Raw genomic sequence first — 15,559 nt, 5'->3', positions numbered from 1 at the left:
ATGGCCCCGCATCCGTCTCCAGGCGGACACGTGCGTACGTTGCGCGGCGTAGGACGACGCGGTGTGTACGGTGCGCGGCGCAGGGCTCAGCAGGACCGCACGCCGCCGGTGTAGCCGGAGGCGAACGAGGTCTGGCGCTGCTCGGCCGTGCCGTGGGCGTCGGGGCGCAGCCAGTCGTCGGTCGGGTCGCCGACCGCCGCCAGGTTGATGAGCAGCTCGTCCTCGTCGCCCGGGTCGGGCAGCAGCACCCCGGCCCGTACCAGAGCGCCGAGCGCGCCGCCCGCGTAGCAGTCGGCCTGCAGCTCCTGCTGGACGCCGAGCTCGAACCTGGTGCCGAGCTGCGCCTGCACCGCGTGCCCGATCTCATGCGGAATGATCAGATAGACCGACGCGTCGCCCATCTCGCTCCAGAACGCCGCCATCCACTCCTCGTCATAGGCGACGAAGTGCCCGGCCGGACAGTAGAAGGCGTTGTTCGGCACCGCGGGCTGCCCGCCGCAGGGCGGCCCCTGCCCGCTGGACCCCGCATAGGGCACGAACGCCTCGATCGGCCGGTAGGCGATGCCCTGCGCGGCGAACTGCTGCCTCCAGAACTCCTCGGTGTGCACCCGCGCCGCGGCCACGTCCTCCTCGAACGAGTCCCCTTGCACGTCACGCGAGCGCGGCGGCGAGAGCACCGAACAGCCGGACAGCACCGACACGAGCACCAGCAGGAGGGCGAGAGCGAGACGAGGGGTCACCCCTCCATCGTCGCCGACCGGCACGGCCCAGGCGATACCTATCGACGTCTGGCGAAGCGCGCGAACACCGACACGATGCCCGCGATGCCGAGCCCCACCACGAGGGCGAAGACCAGGCCGAGCGGCTCGTTGAGGTCGCCGGTGATGAGCGAGAGGCCGAGCGCGATGAACAGCAGCCCGCTGAGCAGGGCCATCAGATCGGTCCTGTGCCCGCGCCCCTTGTCCACCGGAGCCTTCCTGTCCAGGTCAGGCCGCACGCCGGACCTCCACGTCGCCGAACCCGGCCTTGATGTTCAGCACGATCGTAGCCACGTCGCCCTTGGGCTTCACCTCAGGATCCAGGTCCTTGCTGAAGTTGACGTTCGCACCGCCCTGGATCGAGTGGTCGATCTGGATGTCCCCGGCGCGCACGGTCGCGTGCACCTCGGCGCGTACGTCGGGCGGCAGGATGACCCGCAGTTCGCCCAGCGACAGCGTGGCGTTGAACGTCGTCGTCGAGCCCGGCGCCACCTTGAGCCTGGTCAGGTCGAGTTCGCCCTCGCCCACGCCCACGTCGAAGGTGTTGACCGGCTGGGTCACCGTCGCGGGGCTCCACGAGCTCTCCCCGACGCGTGGGGGCACGTTGTTGAGCAGCAGCACGGCGCCGACGGCCAGGGCGATGACGGTGCCCGCCGCGACGAGTCCCGCGCCTCGGCCGAACCAGGTCGCCACCACGAGCCCGGCGCCGATGGTGACCAGCATGGCCCCGGCGGCGACCGGCAGGTTGACGGATCCCGACGTGGACTGGACGGCCACGACGATCCCTCCAATGATCAGTGCGAGCAGCATGGTGACGGCGCCGACGAACGACCTGCGTCGCTTCGGGCGCTCGATGACCTGCTCGGTGCGGTGCTGCAGGTCGTAGGGCGAGTATCCGGCTCGCCCGCGCGGGTCCAGCGGCTGGAAGGGCCCGTGCGGCGCGAACGCCTCGCCCTTGCCGTAGTCGCTGTAGCCGCCGCCCGCGTAGCCGTGCCGGTGGTCGTGCGCGGTCCCGGCGTAGGTCGCGCCCGGCTCGTCGGCCAGCGTGCCGTACGGGGCCGGAGGCTCGGCCTGCGGCACCGGGATCGTCTCGCCGACCTTCGTACGCCCGTCCTCGACGTCGTGGGAGCGGGCGCGCGGCGCCTCGGGGAGCACGGTGCTCTCCTCGAACGCTCCCGGAGCCGCGGGAGCCGCCGGAGCGGCCGGAGCCGTAGGAGCGGCGGGAGCCATGGGAGCGGGCGGGGCCTGGGGCCTGCCGTACGGGGACGGCGGGGCGGTCGAGGGGTGCGGGGCGGGGGCCTGGAAGGCGGCGGCGGGGAAGTCGTAGGGCCGGGCCTGGGGGCTGCCGACGGGAGGCGGGGGCTGGTGGCGGGTGCGGGTGGAGCGGCGGCGGCCGATGCGGTCGGGCAGCGACCTGGCCAGGCCGCGCAGGTCGACGCCTCTGGCATGCGCCGCGAGCAGGGAGATGGCCAGGACGGTGGCCACCACGAGGGTGCCGGTGCCGATGCCGCCCGAGGCCAGGTTCAGGGCGAGCCCGAACCCGAACACCGCGGTCAGCAGGGCGAACACGGTCTCGGCGTCGAAGTCGCGCCTGGTCCACTGCTCGAGGTAGCCGGGACCGCCGCCGTTCTCCTTCATCAGCAGGAAGGCCGCGGCGTAGAGCGCGAGCCCGATCCCCGATCCGAAGAGCAGAATGGTGAAGGCGATGCGGTACAGCACGGGGTCGATGCCCGTGTAACGGCCGAGGCCAGCGCACACGCCGGTGATCATCCGCCCCTCGCCGCTGCGCTGCAGCAGACGTGGTGGCGCGGTGGTCTCTGGGCGTGGTGCTTCGGTCATGCACCCCATCGTGTCGTCACCTCGCCCCGATCTCCATCCGGGACACCCCTGAGGCAACCCGGAGAAGCTCAGGTCAGGGGCCGTTCAGGGCGAGGCCCTGATGCGTCGTCGGCATGCGGCGTGTGACGATAACGACGTTATGGCTGACCAACAGACACTACGCGAGCCCCAGCAGGCGCTGCGCGAGAACGAACCCGCCGGGTACCCCCGGCTGACCAGGCCGGTCGGCGGCCAGCTGGTCGTGGGCGTGGCGCAGGGCGTCGCCGAGCAGCTCAAACTCGACCCGGTGGCGATCCGGCTGGCCTTCGTGCTGCTCACCGTCGTGGACGGGGTCGGCTTCGTGGCCTACGCGGTCCTGTGGATGTTCACCCCGAGACGCCCGCACGAGGGGGCGGACCCGGCACGCGACTGGAGCCAGCTGGCGGCGTTCACCGCGATCGGGGTGGCGCTGTCGGCGTTCAGCTGGCTGACGGGCGCCTCGCAGGGCGGGCTCGGCATGCTGCCGTTCGCCGTGGGCGGGATCGGCGCGCTGATCCTGTGGCAGCAGGCCGATCCGGACCGGCGGACGAGCTGGGTCAGCGGCGCGACCAAGCAGATCCGCAAGAACCGGGTCCGCACGCTGCTCGGCATGCTGCTGGTCATCTTCGGCGCGATCGGCTTCCTGTTCGCCGAGGGCGAGCTGGTCAAGGCCAGGCCCGGCCTGATGTTCACGGCCGTCGTGGTCGGCGGCATGCTGGTGATCGCGGCGCCGTGGCTGGCCGGCCTGTGGAAGGAGCTGCAGCTGGAGCGGCGCGAGCGCATCAGGCAGGAGGAGCGCGCCGAGGTGGCGGCGCACGTGCACGACTCGGTCCTGCACACGCTGACGCTCATCCAGCGCAGCGCGCACGACCCGCGCGAGGTGCAGCGCCTGGCCAGGTCGCAGGAGCGCGAGCTGCGCAACTGGCTGTACCAGCCGAAGCAGGACGCCGACGTCTCCCTGGCCGCCGCCGTACGGAGGATCGCGGCCGAGGAGGAGGACTCGCACGGCGTGCCGTTCGAGGTCGTGTGCGTGGGCGACGTCCAGATGGAGGGCGACGGCAGGCTGTCGGCGATGTTGCACGCGGCCAGGCAGGCTATGGTCAACGCGGCGAAATATTCTGGAAGCCCACTCATCTCCGTCTATGCGGAGGTGGAGGGGCGCGAGGTTCTCATCTCGGTCAGGGACCGAGGTAAGGGTTTCGTTCTCGACGACGTTCCTGAGGACCGGATGGGCATTCGCGAGTCCATCATCGGCAGGATGGAACGGCACGGCGGCACCGCCAGGGTGCGCACCGAGCCGGACGAGGGGACAGAAGTGATGTTGACCATGAAGCTGGAGGAGTCATGACCCGTGTGCTCATCGTCGACGATCACCGGCTGTTCCGTTCGGGCGTGCGCGCCGAGCTGGGCGAGTCCATCGAGGTCATCGGCGAGGCCGAGGACGTCGAGTCGGCCGTGAAGGCGATCGCCGAGCTCCAGCCCGACGTCGTGCTGCTGGATGTGCACATGCCGGGCGGCGGCGGCCAGGAGGTGCTGCGGCGGGTGCTCGGCTCGGGTTCGCAGGTGCGCTTCCTCGCACTGTCGGTGTCGGACGCGGCCGAGGACGTCATCGGCGTCATCAGGGGCGGCGCCAGGGGCTATGTGACCAAGAACATCAGCGGACGCGAGCTCACCGACGCGATCCGCAGGGTGAGCGACGGCGACGCGGTGTTCTCGCCGAGGCTGGCCGGGTTCGTGCTGGACGCGTTCGCCTCGTCGGAGGCGCCGTCGATCGACCCGGAGCTGGACTCGCTGACCCAGCGCGAGCGCGAGGTGCTGCGGCTGATCGCCAGGGGCTATGCCTACAAGGAGATCGCCAAGGAGCTGTTCATCTCGGTCAAGACGGTCGAGACGCACGTGTCGTCGGTGCTGCGCAAGCTGCAGCTGTCCAACAGGCACGAGCTGTCCCGCTGGGCGACGGCCCGCCGCCTGGTCTGACTCTAGGTCTAGGCAGTTTCACGCTATCGTGCGACATTTCGTGGCATGGGGCGAGATGTACCGGTCACGCTGTTCAGCCGCGACGATCGCCGTAGGTACCGCGAGAAGGTCCGCCAGTGCCTCGACGTCTTCGCCCGGATGCTACGCGAATCCCGCTTCGAGGACGACCGCCCCCTGGCCGGACTGGAGATCGAGCTCAACCTCGTCGACGACACCGGCGAGGCCGCCATGCGCAACGCCGAGGTCCTGGCCGCCATCGCCAGGCCCGACTGGGCGACCGAGCTCGGCCAGTTCAACGTCGAGATCAATGTGGCCCCCCAGTCGCTGGCGGGAGACGGCGCCCAGCGCCTTGAGGACGACGTCAGGGCCAGGCTGAACCACGCCGAGGAACGCGCGGGCGCCGTGGGCGGCCATCTGGTGCTCATCGGCATCCTGCCCACGCTGCGCGAGCGCGACGTGCACGAGGGCACCCTGTCGGCCAATCCCCGCTACCGCCTGCTCAACGAGCAGATCTTCGCCGCCAGGGGCGAGGACCTGCACCTGTGCATCGAGGGCCAGGAACGCCTCGACACCTATGCCGACTCCATCACCCCCGAGGCCGCCTGCACGAGCGTGCAGCTGCACCTGCAGGTGGCGCCCGAGCAGTTCTCCGCGCACTGGAACGCCGCCCAGGCCATAGCGGGCGCGCAGGTCGCGGTCGCGGCGAACTCGCCGTACCTGTTCGGCAGGCACCTGCACGCCGAGACCAGGGTCGCCCTGTTCGAGCAGGCGACCGACACCAGGCCCGCCGAGCTCAAGTCGCAGGGCGTGCGGCCGAGGGTGTGGTTCGGCGAGCGCTGGATCACCAGTGTGTTCGACCTGTTCGAGGAGAACGTCACCTACTTCCCCGCCCTGCTGCCGCTGTGCGACGAGGAGGACCCACGCCAGACGCTGGACCGGGGCGTGACACCGGAACTGGCCGAGCTCACCCTGCACAACGGAACGGTCTACCGCTGGAACCGGCCGGTGTACGCGGTCGTGGACGGCGTGCCGCACCTGCGGGTGGAGAACCGCGTGCTGCCCGCCGGGCCCACGGTCGTGGACGTCGCCGCGAACGCCGCCTTCTACTACGGCCTCATGCGCATGCTGCCGCACGAGGAGCGGCCGGTGTGGACGCGCATGTCGTTCGCCGCGGCCGAGGAGAACCTGGCCGCGGCGGCCAGGCACGGCCTGGAGTCCCGGTTGTACTGGCCCGGCCTGGGCGAGGTCCCGGCGGGCGAGCTGATCCTGCGCAGGCTGCTGCCCATGGCACACGAGGGGCTGCGGGCGTGGGGCGTGGACACGCCGATCGCCGACCGGCTGCTCGGTGTCATCGAGGGCCGCTGCCTGACCGGGCGCACCGGCGCCACCTGGCAGGTCGAGACCGTCGAGGCGCACGGCGGCGACCGGCACGAGGGACTGCGCCGGATGACACTGGCCTACATCGAACGTATGCACGGCAACGACCCCGTGCACACGTGGGGTTGACCGGCGACTACAACGGCGTACGTTCACGTCTATCCGGCTTTCACTCCTCCAGTCCCCGTCATAGGGAGGACGTATGCCCCGAATCAAAGTCACGGTCGACTCGGTCCCCTCCGAGGAGGAGGTGGAGCCCCGGCTCCTCCTCGTGCACTTCCTGAGAGAACGGCTCGGCAAGACCGGCACCCCCATCGGCTGTGACACCAGCAACTGCGGCGCGTGCACGGTCCTGCTCGACGGCCAGAGCGTCAAGAGCTGCTCGGTGCTGGCCGTACAGGCCGACGGCGCCGATGTCACCACCATCGAGGGGCTCGCGGCGAACGGCTCCTGGCACCCCATGCAGAAGGCCTTCCACGAGGAGCACGCGCTGCAGTGCGGCTACTGCACCCCCGGCATGGTCATCGCCGCCGTCGACCTGCTCACCCACGACCCGGACCCGTCCGAGGAGACGATCAGGCGGGGCCTCGAAGGCAACCTGTGCCGCTGCACCGGCTACTGCACGATCGTGCGCGCCGTACGGCGAGGCGCCGCCGAGATGAACGGGCAGGTGACGGCATGACGGTGACCGGCGCCGAGGTGGGCAGGGCGCGAAGGCGCAAGGAGGACGCCAGGCTGCTGACCGGGCGCACGCAGTGGACCGACAACCTGCAGCCGCCGGGCCTGCTGCACGTCGCCTACCTGCGCAGCCCGATGGCGCACGCGAGGATCACCTCGGTCGACGTGTCGGGGGCGATCGGCCTGCCCGGTGTGGTCGCGGCCTTCAGTGGCCAGGACTTCGCCGCCGAGCAGGGCAGCCTGCCGTGCGCGTGGCCGGTCAGCGACGACGTGGTGATCCCCGAGCATCCGCCGATGGCGACCGATGTGGTGCGCTATGTCGGCGAGGCCGTCGCCTGCGTCGTGGCCACCGACAGGTACCTGGCCGCCGACGCCCTGGAGGCCATCGAGATCGACTACGAGCCGCTCCCGGCCGTGCTCGACATGAACCAGGCGCTCGACGCGGCGAGCCCGAAGGTACACGAGGCGGGCAACCAGGCCTTCACCTGGCTCTTCGCCCAGGGTGACATCGACGAGGCGATGCGCGACGCGCCGGTCGTCATCGACCGGACGTATGTGCAGCAGCGGCTCATCCCCAGTGCGATGGAGCCGCGCGCGGTCCTCGCCTCGACCGACGGCGACAGCTTCACGCTGTGGTCGGCGACGCAGATCCCGCACATCCTGCGGCTGATGCTGGCGCTGACGACCGGCATCCCCGAGCACCGGCTGCGCGTGATCGCCCCCGACGTGGGCGGCGGCTTCGGCTCCAAGCTCCAGGTGACGGCCGAAGAGGTGCTCGCGCTGCTGCTGACCCGCAAGCTCGGCAGGCCGGTGAAGTGGACCGAGTCGCGCTCCGAAGGCAACCTGACCGTGCACCACGGCCGCGACCAGATCCAGCACATCACGCTGGCCGCCGAGGCCGACGGGCGCATCCGGGGGCTGAAGGTCGACCTGCTGGCCGACATGGGCGCCTACCTCATGCTGGTCACGCCGGGTGTGCCGCTGCTGGGCGCGTTCATGTACAACTCGATCTACAAGATGGCCGCGCTCGACTTCAGGTGCACGGGCGTGTTCACCACGAAGATGCCGACGGACGCCTACCGTGGCGCCGGACGCCCCGAGGCCACCTACGCCATCGAGCGCGTGATGGACGAACTCGCCGCCGAACTCGGCCTCGACCCCATCGAGGTACGGCGGCGCAACTGGATCAGGCACGAGGAGTTCCCCTACACCACGATCGCCGGACTGACCTACGACTCGGGCAACTACGAGGCCGCGACCGATCGGGCGCTGACGCTGTTCGGCTATGACAAGCTGCGCGCCGAACAGGCCGACCGGCGGGACAGGGGCGACCCCGTCCAGCTCGGCATCGGCGTGTCGACCTATACCGAGATGTGCGGCCTCGCGCCTTCGCGGGTGCTCGGCTCGCTGGCCTACGGGGCCGGCGGCTGGGAGCACGGCTCGGTGCGGATGTTACCCAGCGGCAAGGTGGAGGTGGTCACCGGCTCGTCGCCGCACGGCCAGGGACACGTGACGGCGTGGAGCCAGATCGTGGCCGACGCGCTCGGCGTGCCGTTCGAGGACGTCGCGGTCGTGTACGGCGACACCGCGGTCGCGCACAAGGGCATGGACACCTACGGCTCGCGCTCGCTCGTGGTGGGCGGCACCGCGCTGGTGGCGGCGTGCGAGAAGGTCAAGGACAAGGCCAAGGTGGTCGCCGCGCACCTGATGGAGTGCTCGCCCGACGACGTCGAGTTCAGCGCGGGCGCCTTCACCGTGCGCGGGACCGGCACGTCGAGGACGATCCAGGAGCTGGCCCTGGCCACGTTCGCCGCGCACGACCTGCCCGACGGGTTCGAGCCCGAACTCGACGCCAGTGCCACGCACGACCCGGACAACTTCTCCTATCCGCACGGCACGCACCTGTGTGCGATCGAGGTCGACACCGAGACCGGTATGTCGCGCATCCGGTCCTATGTGGCCGTCGACGACGTCGGCAAGGTGGTCAACCCGCTGATCGTCGAAGGCCAGGTGCACGGCGGCCTGGCCCAGGGCATCGCCCAGGCCCTGTACGAGGAGGCCGTGCACGACGCCGAGGGCAATCTGCTGACCACGACGATGGCCGACTACCTGCTGCCGTCGGCCGCCGACCTGCCGGACTTCGTCACCGACCGCACCGAGACCCCGGCCACCACCAACCCGCTCGGCGTCAAGGGCGTGGGCGAGGCCGGGACGATCGCCTCCACCCCGGCCGTGGTCAACGCCATCGTCGACGCGCTGCGCCCCTACGGCGTGCACGACGTGCGGATGCCCTGCACCCCAGAGCGGGTGTGGCGCGCGATCAACAGGAGCCAGTCATGATCCCGGCGCAGTTCGACTATCTCCGCGCGCACTCGATCGAGGAGGCCTGCCAGGCGCTCGCCGCCGACGAGGAGGCCAAGGCGCTGGCGGGCGGCCAGTCGCTGCTGCCCCTGCTGCGGCTGCGGCTGGCCTATCCCTCGACGCTGGTCGACATCGGCAGGCTGCCCGAGCTGCACGGCGTGCACGACCGGGACGACCACGTGCTCATCGGCGCGATGGCCAGTCACGACGAGGTCATGCGCTCGGACCTGCTGCTGGCCGAGTGCCCGCTCGTCCCACTCGCCACGGCCAAGGTCGCCGACCCCGCCGTACGGCACCGCGGCACGTTCGGCGGCTCCCTGGCCCATGCCGACCCGGCGGGCGACCTGCCCGCCGTGGCCTTGGCCCTGGAGTGCGTCTTCGTGCTGCAGTCGGCCGACGGGGTGCGGGAGGTGCCCGCCGCCGCGTTCTTCGTCGACTACCTGGAGACGGCCATCGGGCCCGGCGAACTGCTGACCGGCGTCAAGGTGCCCAAGCTCGGGCCCGGGTGGGGCTTCCACTACGAGAAGTTCCACCGTACGGCGCAGGCGTGGGCGATCGTCGGGGTGGCGGCGGCGGTCAGGCGGGCGAACGGGAGTGTGATCGAGGCGCGGATCGGACTGACGAACATGGGCTCGACGCCGTTGCGGGCGGGAGTGGTGGAGTCGGCGCTGATCGGGGCCGAGGTCGGGCAGGCGTTGCGCGCGGCGTGCGAGGGCGCGGCCGACGGCACCTCGCCCACCGCGGACCTGCACGCCCAGCCCGACTACCGGCGGCATCTGGCCAGGGTGCTGACCCATCGCGCGGTGCGGGTGGCCGCTGCCGCGCCGTGATCCTCGTGCCGGTCCCAGGGGGCGCTCCTTTCGGGGTGCCCCCTTCCGGTCGTAGTGTCTCATTCAGCGGAAGGAGCGGATCGATGGCGATGCGGTTCGAGCACGAGTTCACGGTCCCCGTACCCGTCGAGCAGGCGTGGGCGGTGCTGCTCGACGTGGAGCGGGTGGCCCCGTGTGTGCCGGGGGCGAGCGTGGAGGCCGTCGAGGGCGAGCGGTTCGACGGCAGGCTGAAGGTGAAGGTCGGGCCGATCACCATCACCTACCGGGGGTCGGCGAGCTTCGAGGACGTCGACAAGGACAACCGCTCGGTCACCCTGAGGGCGTCGGGCAAGGAGGCCAGGGGCCCGGGCACGGCGGACGCGACGGTGGTGGCCGCGCTCACCTCTTCGGCGTCGGGCGAGACGACGACGGTGGCGGTGCGCACGACGCTGAGCGTGACGGGACGACCGGCGCAGTTCGGGCGCGGTGTGATGGCGGAGGTCGGGCAGCGGCTGATCGACAGGTTCGCCGCCAATCTGGCGTCGGCCCTGCTGAGCGAGCCCGCGCCCGCGACCGGGGACGTGGAGCAGGCGCTCGGCACGGAGGGGTCCGGCGACGGCGAGAGGCATCTGACGGCCGTGCCTGACGCTCCCGTCACGGACGCCCCCGATCTGCACCCGGCCGAGCGGCCCGAGGGGCGTCCCGGCACCCTGCGCACCTCGCGCACGCCCGACGAGGAGGCGCTCGACCTGCTGGAGATCGCGGGTGCTCCCCTGCTCAGGCGGGTGGCGCCTGTGGTCGGGGGGCTGGCCCTGCTGGGGCTGGTCGTCTGGCTGGTCCGGCGGATTCTCCGCACATCACGGCAGTAAAAATACCGCCAAGTCCGGACACATCACCCCGAAGAGCGGGAATGGGCTGAAAGGACAGCCGACGACATCGGGGGACGGCATGCCGGACTGCAGTGTGGTCGTGATCACCTACAACGACGCGGCCCGCCTGCCCAGGGCCGTGCGTTCGGTGCTCGACCAGTCGCTCCACGACCTCGAAGTGATCATCTCGGACGACGCCAGCACCGACGCCACCGAGGAGGTCGCCAGGCGCCTCATGCGTGAGGACCCCCGCGTGCGCTACCTGCGCAGGGAGGTCAACAGCGGCGGCTGCGGCGCACCGCGCAACGACGCGCTCGACGTGGTCGCCTCACCGTACGTGATGTTCCTCGACAGTGACGACACGCTGCCGAGGCACGCGTGCAAGAGCCTGCTGGCCGAGATCGAGCGGACCGGGACCGACTTCGTCAGCGGGCAGATCTCCCGGCTGTACGAGGCGAGCGGCAGGACCCAGCGCTACTACCCCTCGCTGTTCGCCAGGCGGCGGGTCGTCGAGGGCATCGCCGCCGAGCCCGAGCTGTTCGTCGACTCCTTCAGCACCAACAAGCTCTACGACATGGCGTTCCTGCGGCGCAACCGGCTGCGCTTCCCCGAGGACCTGCACTACGAGGACCACGTGTTCGCCGCGGCGCTGTACGCGGCGGCGGGCAGGTTCGCCGTGGTGCCGTGGGTGATCTACCACTGGCACCGGGCGGCGCCGGGCAGCGGGCCGACCTCGATCTCGCTCAGCGTCAAGGACATGGCCAACGTCAGGCACAGGATACGGGCGGCGTGGGCGGCCGACGCCATCCTGCGCGAGCGCGGCCTGGCCCATCTGGTGCCCGAGCGCCAGCACCGCTTCCTGCGCCAGGACCTGATGGTCTACCTCAACCCGCTGCCCTCGCGCGACGCGGTCTGGGTCAAGGAGTTCGCCGCGCTGGTGCGCCCCTACCTGGAGAGCGTCGAACCCGAGGTGCTGGCCAGGATCGACCCGATGACCCGCGTGTGCTGCCACCTGATCGCCGCCGACCGTGTCGAGGACCTCATGGTGGCCGCCCGCTCGCTGACCGGCCCCAAGGCCGCGCCCAGGTCCGCCGTACGGCACGAAGGCCGTACCTACTGGGGCACGACGGTCGCGCCCGGCCTCGACATCACCCGGCTGCGTCTGGCCGAGCTGCCGTTCACCGCCACCAGGCTGCGGCACGAGGTCGTCGAGATCAGCGGCGAGGGCTCCAGGCTCTCGCTCGTCGTGCGGACCTACGACCCGTTCGGCGTGCTGCCGCGCCAGTGGTCGGCCTTCATCCGATGCGGCAAGGCCAGGGCCAAGCTCGACCCCAGACCGGCGGGCGAGGGCGGCTATGTCAGCGAGGCCACGCTCGACCTCGCCCACGTCGTCAAGGCCGACCCCAGGATCGGCTTCACCCGGGAGCACGACGGCCACACCACCACCGACAGGCTGCTCGTCGACCCCGGCCTGCGGCCGATCACCCTGCGCGGCGAGGGCAGGACGCTCACGGTCGGGCCCGAAGGCCACGCCGGGGTGCTGCGCGTCAGCTCGACGGCCGACCCCTCCCGCTCACGCCTGCCGGGCCTGCGCACGCTCAGGTCGCTGCGGGCCAAGGTGCTGGCCAGGGTGAGCACACCGGCGATGAAGCTGCGCGTGTACAAGGCGCTGATCAAGGTGGTGCCCAGGCGCAAGGACCTGGCACTGTTCGAGTCCGACTGCGGCAAGGGGTACACCGGCAGCCCGCGTGCCATCTACGAGCAGATGCGCCGCAGCGGCCTGCCGGTCGACGCCGTCTGGTCGGTCGCGCGTGGCCGCAAGAACTTCCCCGCCGACGCCGGGCAGGTCAGGCGGATGAGCTGGCGCTACATCTGGACGATGGCCAGGGCCGGGTACTGGATCGACAGCCACGGCCTGCCGCTCGACTATCCCAAACCGCAGGGCACCCGCTACCTGCAGACCTGGCACGGCCAGGGCATCAAGTCGATCGGCTTCGACGCGCCCGACCTGCGCTCCGACTTCGCCAGGCCGCGCGAGCAGTGGCGTGCCGCCGTCGCCCGCTGGGACGCGCTCGTCTCGCCCGGCGCCGAGTTCGAGCGCACGTTCGTGCCCTCCAACGGCTACACCGGCAGGGTGCTGCGCTTCGGTTCGCCGCGCTGCGACGTCCTGCTGGGCGACTTCGACGACGAGCTGGTCAGACGCCGCCTGGAGATCCCGCAGGGCCACCGCATCCTGCTGTACGCGCCCACCTACCGCGACCAGGCCAAGGGGTCGGGCCGTTCGGTGCGCGCCGACCTGGAGGAGATGGCCGAGGCGCTGGCCGACGACTGGGTGCTGGTGCTGCGCACCCATCCGGTCGAGCGCTTCCGCGTGCCGCAGAACGTGCGGCACTTCGTCCGGCCGGCCGGGTCCTATCCCGACGTCAACGAGCTGATGCTGGCCTCCGACGCCCTGGTGACCGACTACTCGTCGCTGATGTGCGACTACGCGGTGACCGGCAAGCCGATGGTCTTCCTGGTCGACGACTGGGAGGAGTACCGGCTGACCGAACGCGGGGTCAACTACGACCTGCCCGCCATCGCGCCGGGGCCGTGCGTGTCCACGACCGCCGAGCTGATCACCTCACTGCGCGAGCTGCCCGCCGTACGGGAGGCCTATGCGGGCAGGTACGAGGCGTGGCGGCGGATGTGGTGCGCCGACGAGCGGGGGCATGCGGCCGAGCGCGTGGTCGAGGAGTTCTTCGGATGAGCGAGATCGTGTTCGCGTGCATGGACGCCGACACCCTCGGCGGCATCCAGCAGGTCACCCACACGGTGGCCCAGGGGCTGGCCGGACGGGGGCACGCGGTGCGCGTCGTCGGGCTGCACCGGGCGGCCGAGCCGTTCCGCTACGTCGCCGAGCCCGGCTACCGCCACCATGTGATCAGCAGGGCGCCGATGGGAGCCGAGGGGCGGCTGGCCAGGAGGGCGGCCGACCGGAAGCTGCGGGCGCTGCTCGACGGGGTCGGGCCCGGTTTCGCCGTGCTGACCTCGCCCGGCGTGGTGACCAGGCTGGCGCCGATGCTGCCCAGGCGGATGCGGCCGATCGGTCAGTACCACGGCTCGTTCGAGCACGCGCGGGGCTCCTGGCACCTGGGCTCGATCAGGCGGCACTACCCGGATCTGGAGCAGGCGGTCTTCCTCAGCGAGGACGACGCGTGGCAGTTCTCCGAGCAGGCGCTGCTGCCCAACACCTGGGCGCTGCCCAATCCGCTGCCGCACTGGCCCGCCGTGGTCTCCGAACTCACCGCGCCCAGGGTGCTCGGTGTGGGCAGGCTCGAAGGGGTCAAGAGGTTCGACCGGCTGATCACCGCGTTCGCCATGGGCACGCGGGCGCCGTGGGAGCTTCATCTCATCGGCGACGGGGCCGAACTGCAACGGCTGCGCGCGCACGCCCTGGCCGAAGGCGTCGCCGATCGGGTGGTCTTCAGAGGGCGGGTCCCGGCCGAGCGTATGACGGCCGAGTACCTGGCCGCCTCGGTGCTCGGGCTCTCCAGCGAGCACGAGGGGCTGCCGCTCGTGCTGGTCGAGGCGGCGGCGCACGGCGTGCCCGCGGTGGCGTTCGACGTCTCGGGCGGCGTGCGTTCGGCCGGGCCGGTGCTGGTCGCGCCCGGCGACGTCCCCGCGTTCGCACGGGCGCTCGCCGCGCTGACCGAAGCGCCGGACGGGCGGCGGCGGGTGGGAGCCGCCGCCCGTGCGGGCGCCGAGGACTTCAGGCTCGATCGCGTGCTCGATCGCTGGGAAGCCCTCTTCGCGCATGTCAGGAGATGACGTGCGTCTGCTCCATCGCCGGGGACTCGGCGCGCTGCTGGGGGAAGCCGCCGAGTGCCCGCTGGCCGCTGGTCAGCAGGGCCGCCACCGGTCCCGGCTCGCGGAACCTGTTGAACCTGTCACGCACGGTCTTGCGCATCCGGCCGGCACGGCGCTTCTGCATGGTCTTCTGCAGCGCCAGGACGTGCTCCCTGGTGGCCTTGGCCGCCCCGGTCAGCTCGTAGCCGTGCGACTCCAGGCGCTCGCCGAGCATCTGCTCGCACAGCGCGACCTCCCACGGTTCGAGGCGCTTGGCCCAGCTGCCCACCCTGGACCTGGTCACGTCGCCGTGGGTGTTGCTGTGCCAGACCTTGTGCACGGGCACCGCGATGCTCGCCGCCGCGCGGGGCGAGCACATCGCCTGGTCGAAGTCCTCGTCCAGGAAGACGCACAGCTTCTTCAGCTCGGTCGAGGGGTCGTCGGTGAGGTCCTCGTAACGCAGTTCGTAGTAGCTGTTGGCCGGCATCGTCCTGGCCAGCCTGCGACCGGCGTCGATGGCCTCGGCCCAGGTGGAGATGGCGTGGAAGGAGTCGAGGGTGTACCAGGGCATCTCCTTCAGCGAGGAGACGCAGTCGCGGCCGTCCCTGATGAGATGCACGAACTGGGCGTCGGGGAAGAGCCGCAGCAGCAGGTCGACCTGCTTGACGTAGCTGGGCCGCTTGTCGCCCCACCGCGCCTTGCCGAACCTGTCGGCGTAGTCGCGGAAGGCGGTGCCGATCACCGAGCCGAGCGAGCCGGGCCCCTCGGCCGCCTGCCCGATGAACCGCTCCTTGTCGATGCCGAGCTCGCGGAACTTGGTGCTGCGGTCGCCCGCGATCCACTCGGCCAGCGTGCGACGGTTCTCCTCGACGCGCATGTCCCCGAACACGCGGCGCCGGTAGTAGGCGGGCACCAGGAAGCGGGTCTCCGGCGGGACGGCGATCCTCGGGTGCGAGTGCAGCATGAGCTGCAGCATCGTCGTCCCCGAACGTGGACAGCCAATGACGAATACTGGCCGGTCGGACATTTCTGTATTACCCCCGTT

13 protein-coding genes are annotated in these 15,559 nt (G+C 71.1%); 9 read left to right on the top strand and 4 right to left on the bottom strand.

The window, feature by feature from the left end:
* Nucleotides 1-86 precede the first annotated feature (86 nt).
* Genes ACTWNK_RS07570 through ACTWNK_RS07560 form a run of 3 tightly spaced genes read right to left on the bottom strand, consistent with a single transcriptional unit; the run spans nucleotide 87 to nucleotide 2,597 of the window.
* On the bottom strand, nucleotides 87-740 hold the full coding sequence (locus tag ACTWNK_RS07570; RefSeq protein ID WP_474303104.1) for a neutral zinc metallopeptidase: 654 nt from the start codon (nucleotides 738-740) through the stop codon (nucleotides 87-89).
* Between the two features lie 38 nt (nucleotides 741-778).
* Nucleotides 779-997: a hypothetical protein gene (locus tag ACTWNK_RS07565; RefSeq protein ID WP_474303102.1), complete on the bottom strand. Its 219-nt coding sequence runs from the start codon at nucleotides 995-997 to the stop codon at nucleotides 779-781.
* Complete coding sequence (locus ACTWNK_RS07560; RefSeq protein WP_474303100.1) at nucleotides 987-2,597, bottom strand: PspC domain-containing protein; 1,611 nt, start codon at nucleotides 2,595-2,597, stop codon at nucleotides 987-989. The genes ACTWNK_RS07565 and ACTWNK_RS07560 overlap by 11 nt, the downstream gene beginning before the upstream one ends.
* A 139-nt stretch (nucleotides 2,598-2,736) precedes the next feature.
* On the opposite strand from ACTWNK_RS07560, the gene ACTWNK_RS07555 reads away from it, so the two are divergent.
* The 9 genes from ACTWNK_RS07555 to ACTWNK_RS07515 all read left to right on the top strand — a co-directional run bounded on the left by ACTWNK_RS07555 (nucleotide 2,737) and on the right by ACTWNK_RS07515 (nucleotide 14,496).
* The gene (locus ACTWNK_RS07555) at nucleotides 2,737-3,963 is read left to right on the top strand and encodes an ATP-binding protein (protein WP_474303098.1); all 1,227 of its coding nucleotides are present in this window, start codon (nucleotides 2,737-2,739) and stop codon (nucleotides 3,961-3,963) included.
* Nucleotides 3,960-4,592 (top strand): response regulator, encoded by a 633-nt coding sequence (locus ACTWNK_RS07550; RefSeq protein ID WP_474303096.1) that lies wholly within the window; start codon nucleotides 3,960-3,962, stop codon nucleotides 4,590-4,592. Before ACTWNK_RS07555 ends, ACTWNK_RS07550 begins: the two co-directional genes overlap by 4 nt.
* 45 nt (nucleotides 4,593-4,637) lie before the next feature.
* Nucleotides 4,638-6,098 carry a glutamate-cysteine ligase family protein gene (locus ACTWNK_RS07545; protein WP_474303094.1) on the top strand — a complete coding sequence of 487 codons (1,461 nt, stop codon included), beginning with the start codon at nucleotides 4,638-4,640 and terminating at the stop codon, nucleotides 6,096-6,098.
* Between the two features lie 73 nt (nucleotides 6,099-6,171).
* The gene (locus ACTWNK_RS07540; RefSeq protein WP_474303092.1) at nucleotides 6,172-6,651 is read left to right on the top strand and encodes a (2Fe-2S)-binding protein; all 480 of its coding nucleotides are present in this window, start codon (nucleotides 6,172-6,174) and stop codon (nucleotides 6,649-6,651) included.
* Nucleotides 6,648-8,987: a xanthine dehydrogenase family protein molybdopterin-binding subunit gene (locus ACTWNK_RS07535; protein ID WP_474303090.1), complete on the top strand. Its 2,340-nt coding sequence runs from the start codon at nucleotides 6,648-6,650 to the stop codon at nucleotides 8,985-8,987. Before ACTWNK_RS07540 ends, ACTWNK_RS07535 begins: the two co-directional genes overlap by 4 nt.
* The gene (locus ACTWNK_RS07530) at nucleotides 8,984-9,838 is read left to right on the top strand and encodes an FAD binding domain-containing protein (protein WP_474303088.1); all 855 of its coding nucleotides are present in this window, start codon (nucleotides 8,984-8,986) and stop codon (nucleotides 9,836-9,838) included. Before ACTWNK_RS07535 ends, ACTWNK_RS07530 begins: the two co-directional genes overlap by 4 nt.
* A gap of 83 nt (nucleotides 9,839-9,921) precedes the next feature.
* A complete protein-coding gene (locus ACTWNK_RS07525; protein ID WP_474303086.1) occupies nucleotides 9,922-10,686 on the top strand; it encodes an SRPBCC family protein in 765 nt (254 codons plus the stop codon).
* 79 nt (nucleotides 10,687-10,765) lie between these two features.
* A complete protein-coding gene (locus tag ACTWNK_RS07520) occupies nucleotides 10,766-13,435 on the top strand; it encodes a bifunctional glycosyltransferase/CDP-glycerol:glycerophosphate glycerophosphotransferase (protein ID WP_474303084.1) in 2,670 nt (889 codons plus the stop codon).
* Nucleotides 13,432-14,496, top strand: a complete 1,065-nt coding sequence (locus ACTWNK_RS07515) for a glycosyltransferase (protein WP_474303082.1) — start codon at nucleotides 13,432-13,434, stop codon at nucleotides 14,494-14,496. Before ACTWNK_RS07520 ends, ACTWNK_RS07515 begins: the two co-directional genes overlap by 4 nt.
* Here the strand turns inward: ACTWNK_RS07515 and ACTWNK_RS07510 are convergent.
* Nucleotides 14,486-15,541 (bottom strand): sulfotransferase family protein, encoded by a 1,056-nt coding sequence (locus ACTWNK_RS07510; protein ID WP_474303080.1) that lies wholly within the window; start codon nucleotides 15,539-15,541, stop codon nucleotides 14,486-14,488. The two genes, ACTWNK_RS07515 and ACTWNK_RS07510, sit on opposite strands and share 11 nt — an antisense overlap.
* Between the last annotated feature and the right edge of the window lie 18 nt (nucleotides 15,542-15,559).

Source organism: Nonomuraea sp. IBHARD001 (assembly GCF_056106265.1).
The sequence above is the reverse complement of the archived record's forward strand: the minus strand, read 5'-3'. Positions and strand labels throughout refer to the sequence as shown.

What these genes read in the sequence shown, in the direction of transcription:
- ACTWNK_RS07560 (WP_474303100.1), bottom strand. Translation starts at nt 2,597, where the DNA reads ATGACCGAAGCACCACGCCCAGAGACCACCGCGCCACCACGTCTGCTG.
- ACTWNK_RS07555 (WP_474303098.1), top strand. Translation starts at nt 2,737, where the DNA reads ATGGCTGACCAACAGACACTACGCGAGCCCCAGCAGGCGCTGCGCGAG.
- ACTWNK_RS07550 (WP_474303096.1), top strand. Translation starts at nt 3,960, where the DNA reads ATGACCCGTGTGCTCATCGTCGACGATCACCGGCTGTTCCGTTCGGGC.
- ACTWNK_RS07545 (WP_474303094.1), top strand. Translation starts at nt 4,638, where the DNA reads ATGGGGCGAGATGTACCGGTCACGCTGTTCAGCCGCGACGATCGCCGT.
- ACTWNK_RS07540 (WP_474303092.1), top strand. Translation starts at nt 6,172, where the DNA reads ATGCCCCGAATCAAAGTCACGGTCGACTCGGTCCCCTCCGAGGAGGAG.
- ACTWNK_RS07535 (WP_474303090.1), top strand. Translation starts at nt 6,648, where the DNA reads ATGACGGTGACCGGCGCCGAGGTGGGCAGGGCGCGAAGGCGCAAGGAG.
- ACTWNK_RS07530 (WP_474303088.1), top strand. Translation starts at nt 8,984, where the DNA reads ATGATCCCGGCGCAGTTCGACTATCTCCGCGCGCACTCGATCGAGGAG.
- ACTWNK_RS07525 (WP_474303086.1), top strand. Translation starts at nt 9,922, where the DNA reads ATGGCGATGCGGTTCGAGCACGAGTTCACGGTCCCCGTACCCGTCGAG.
- ACTWNK_RS07520 (WP_474303084.1), top strand. Translation starts at nt 10,766, where the DNA reads ATGCCGGACTGCAGTGTGGTCGTGATCACCTACAACGACGCGGCCCGC.
- ACTWNK_RS07515 (WP_474303082.1), top strand. Translation starts at nt 13,432, where the DNA reads ATGAGCGAGATCGTGTTCGCGTGCATGGACGCCGACACCCTCGGCGGC.
- ACTWNK_RS07510 (WP_474303080.1), bottom strand. Translation starts at nt 15,541, where the DNA reads ATGTCCGACCGGCCAGTATTCGTCATTGGCTGTCCACGTTCGGGGACG.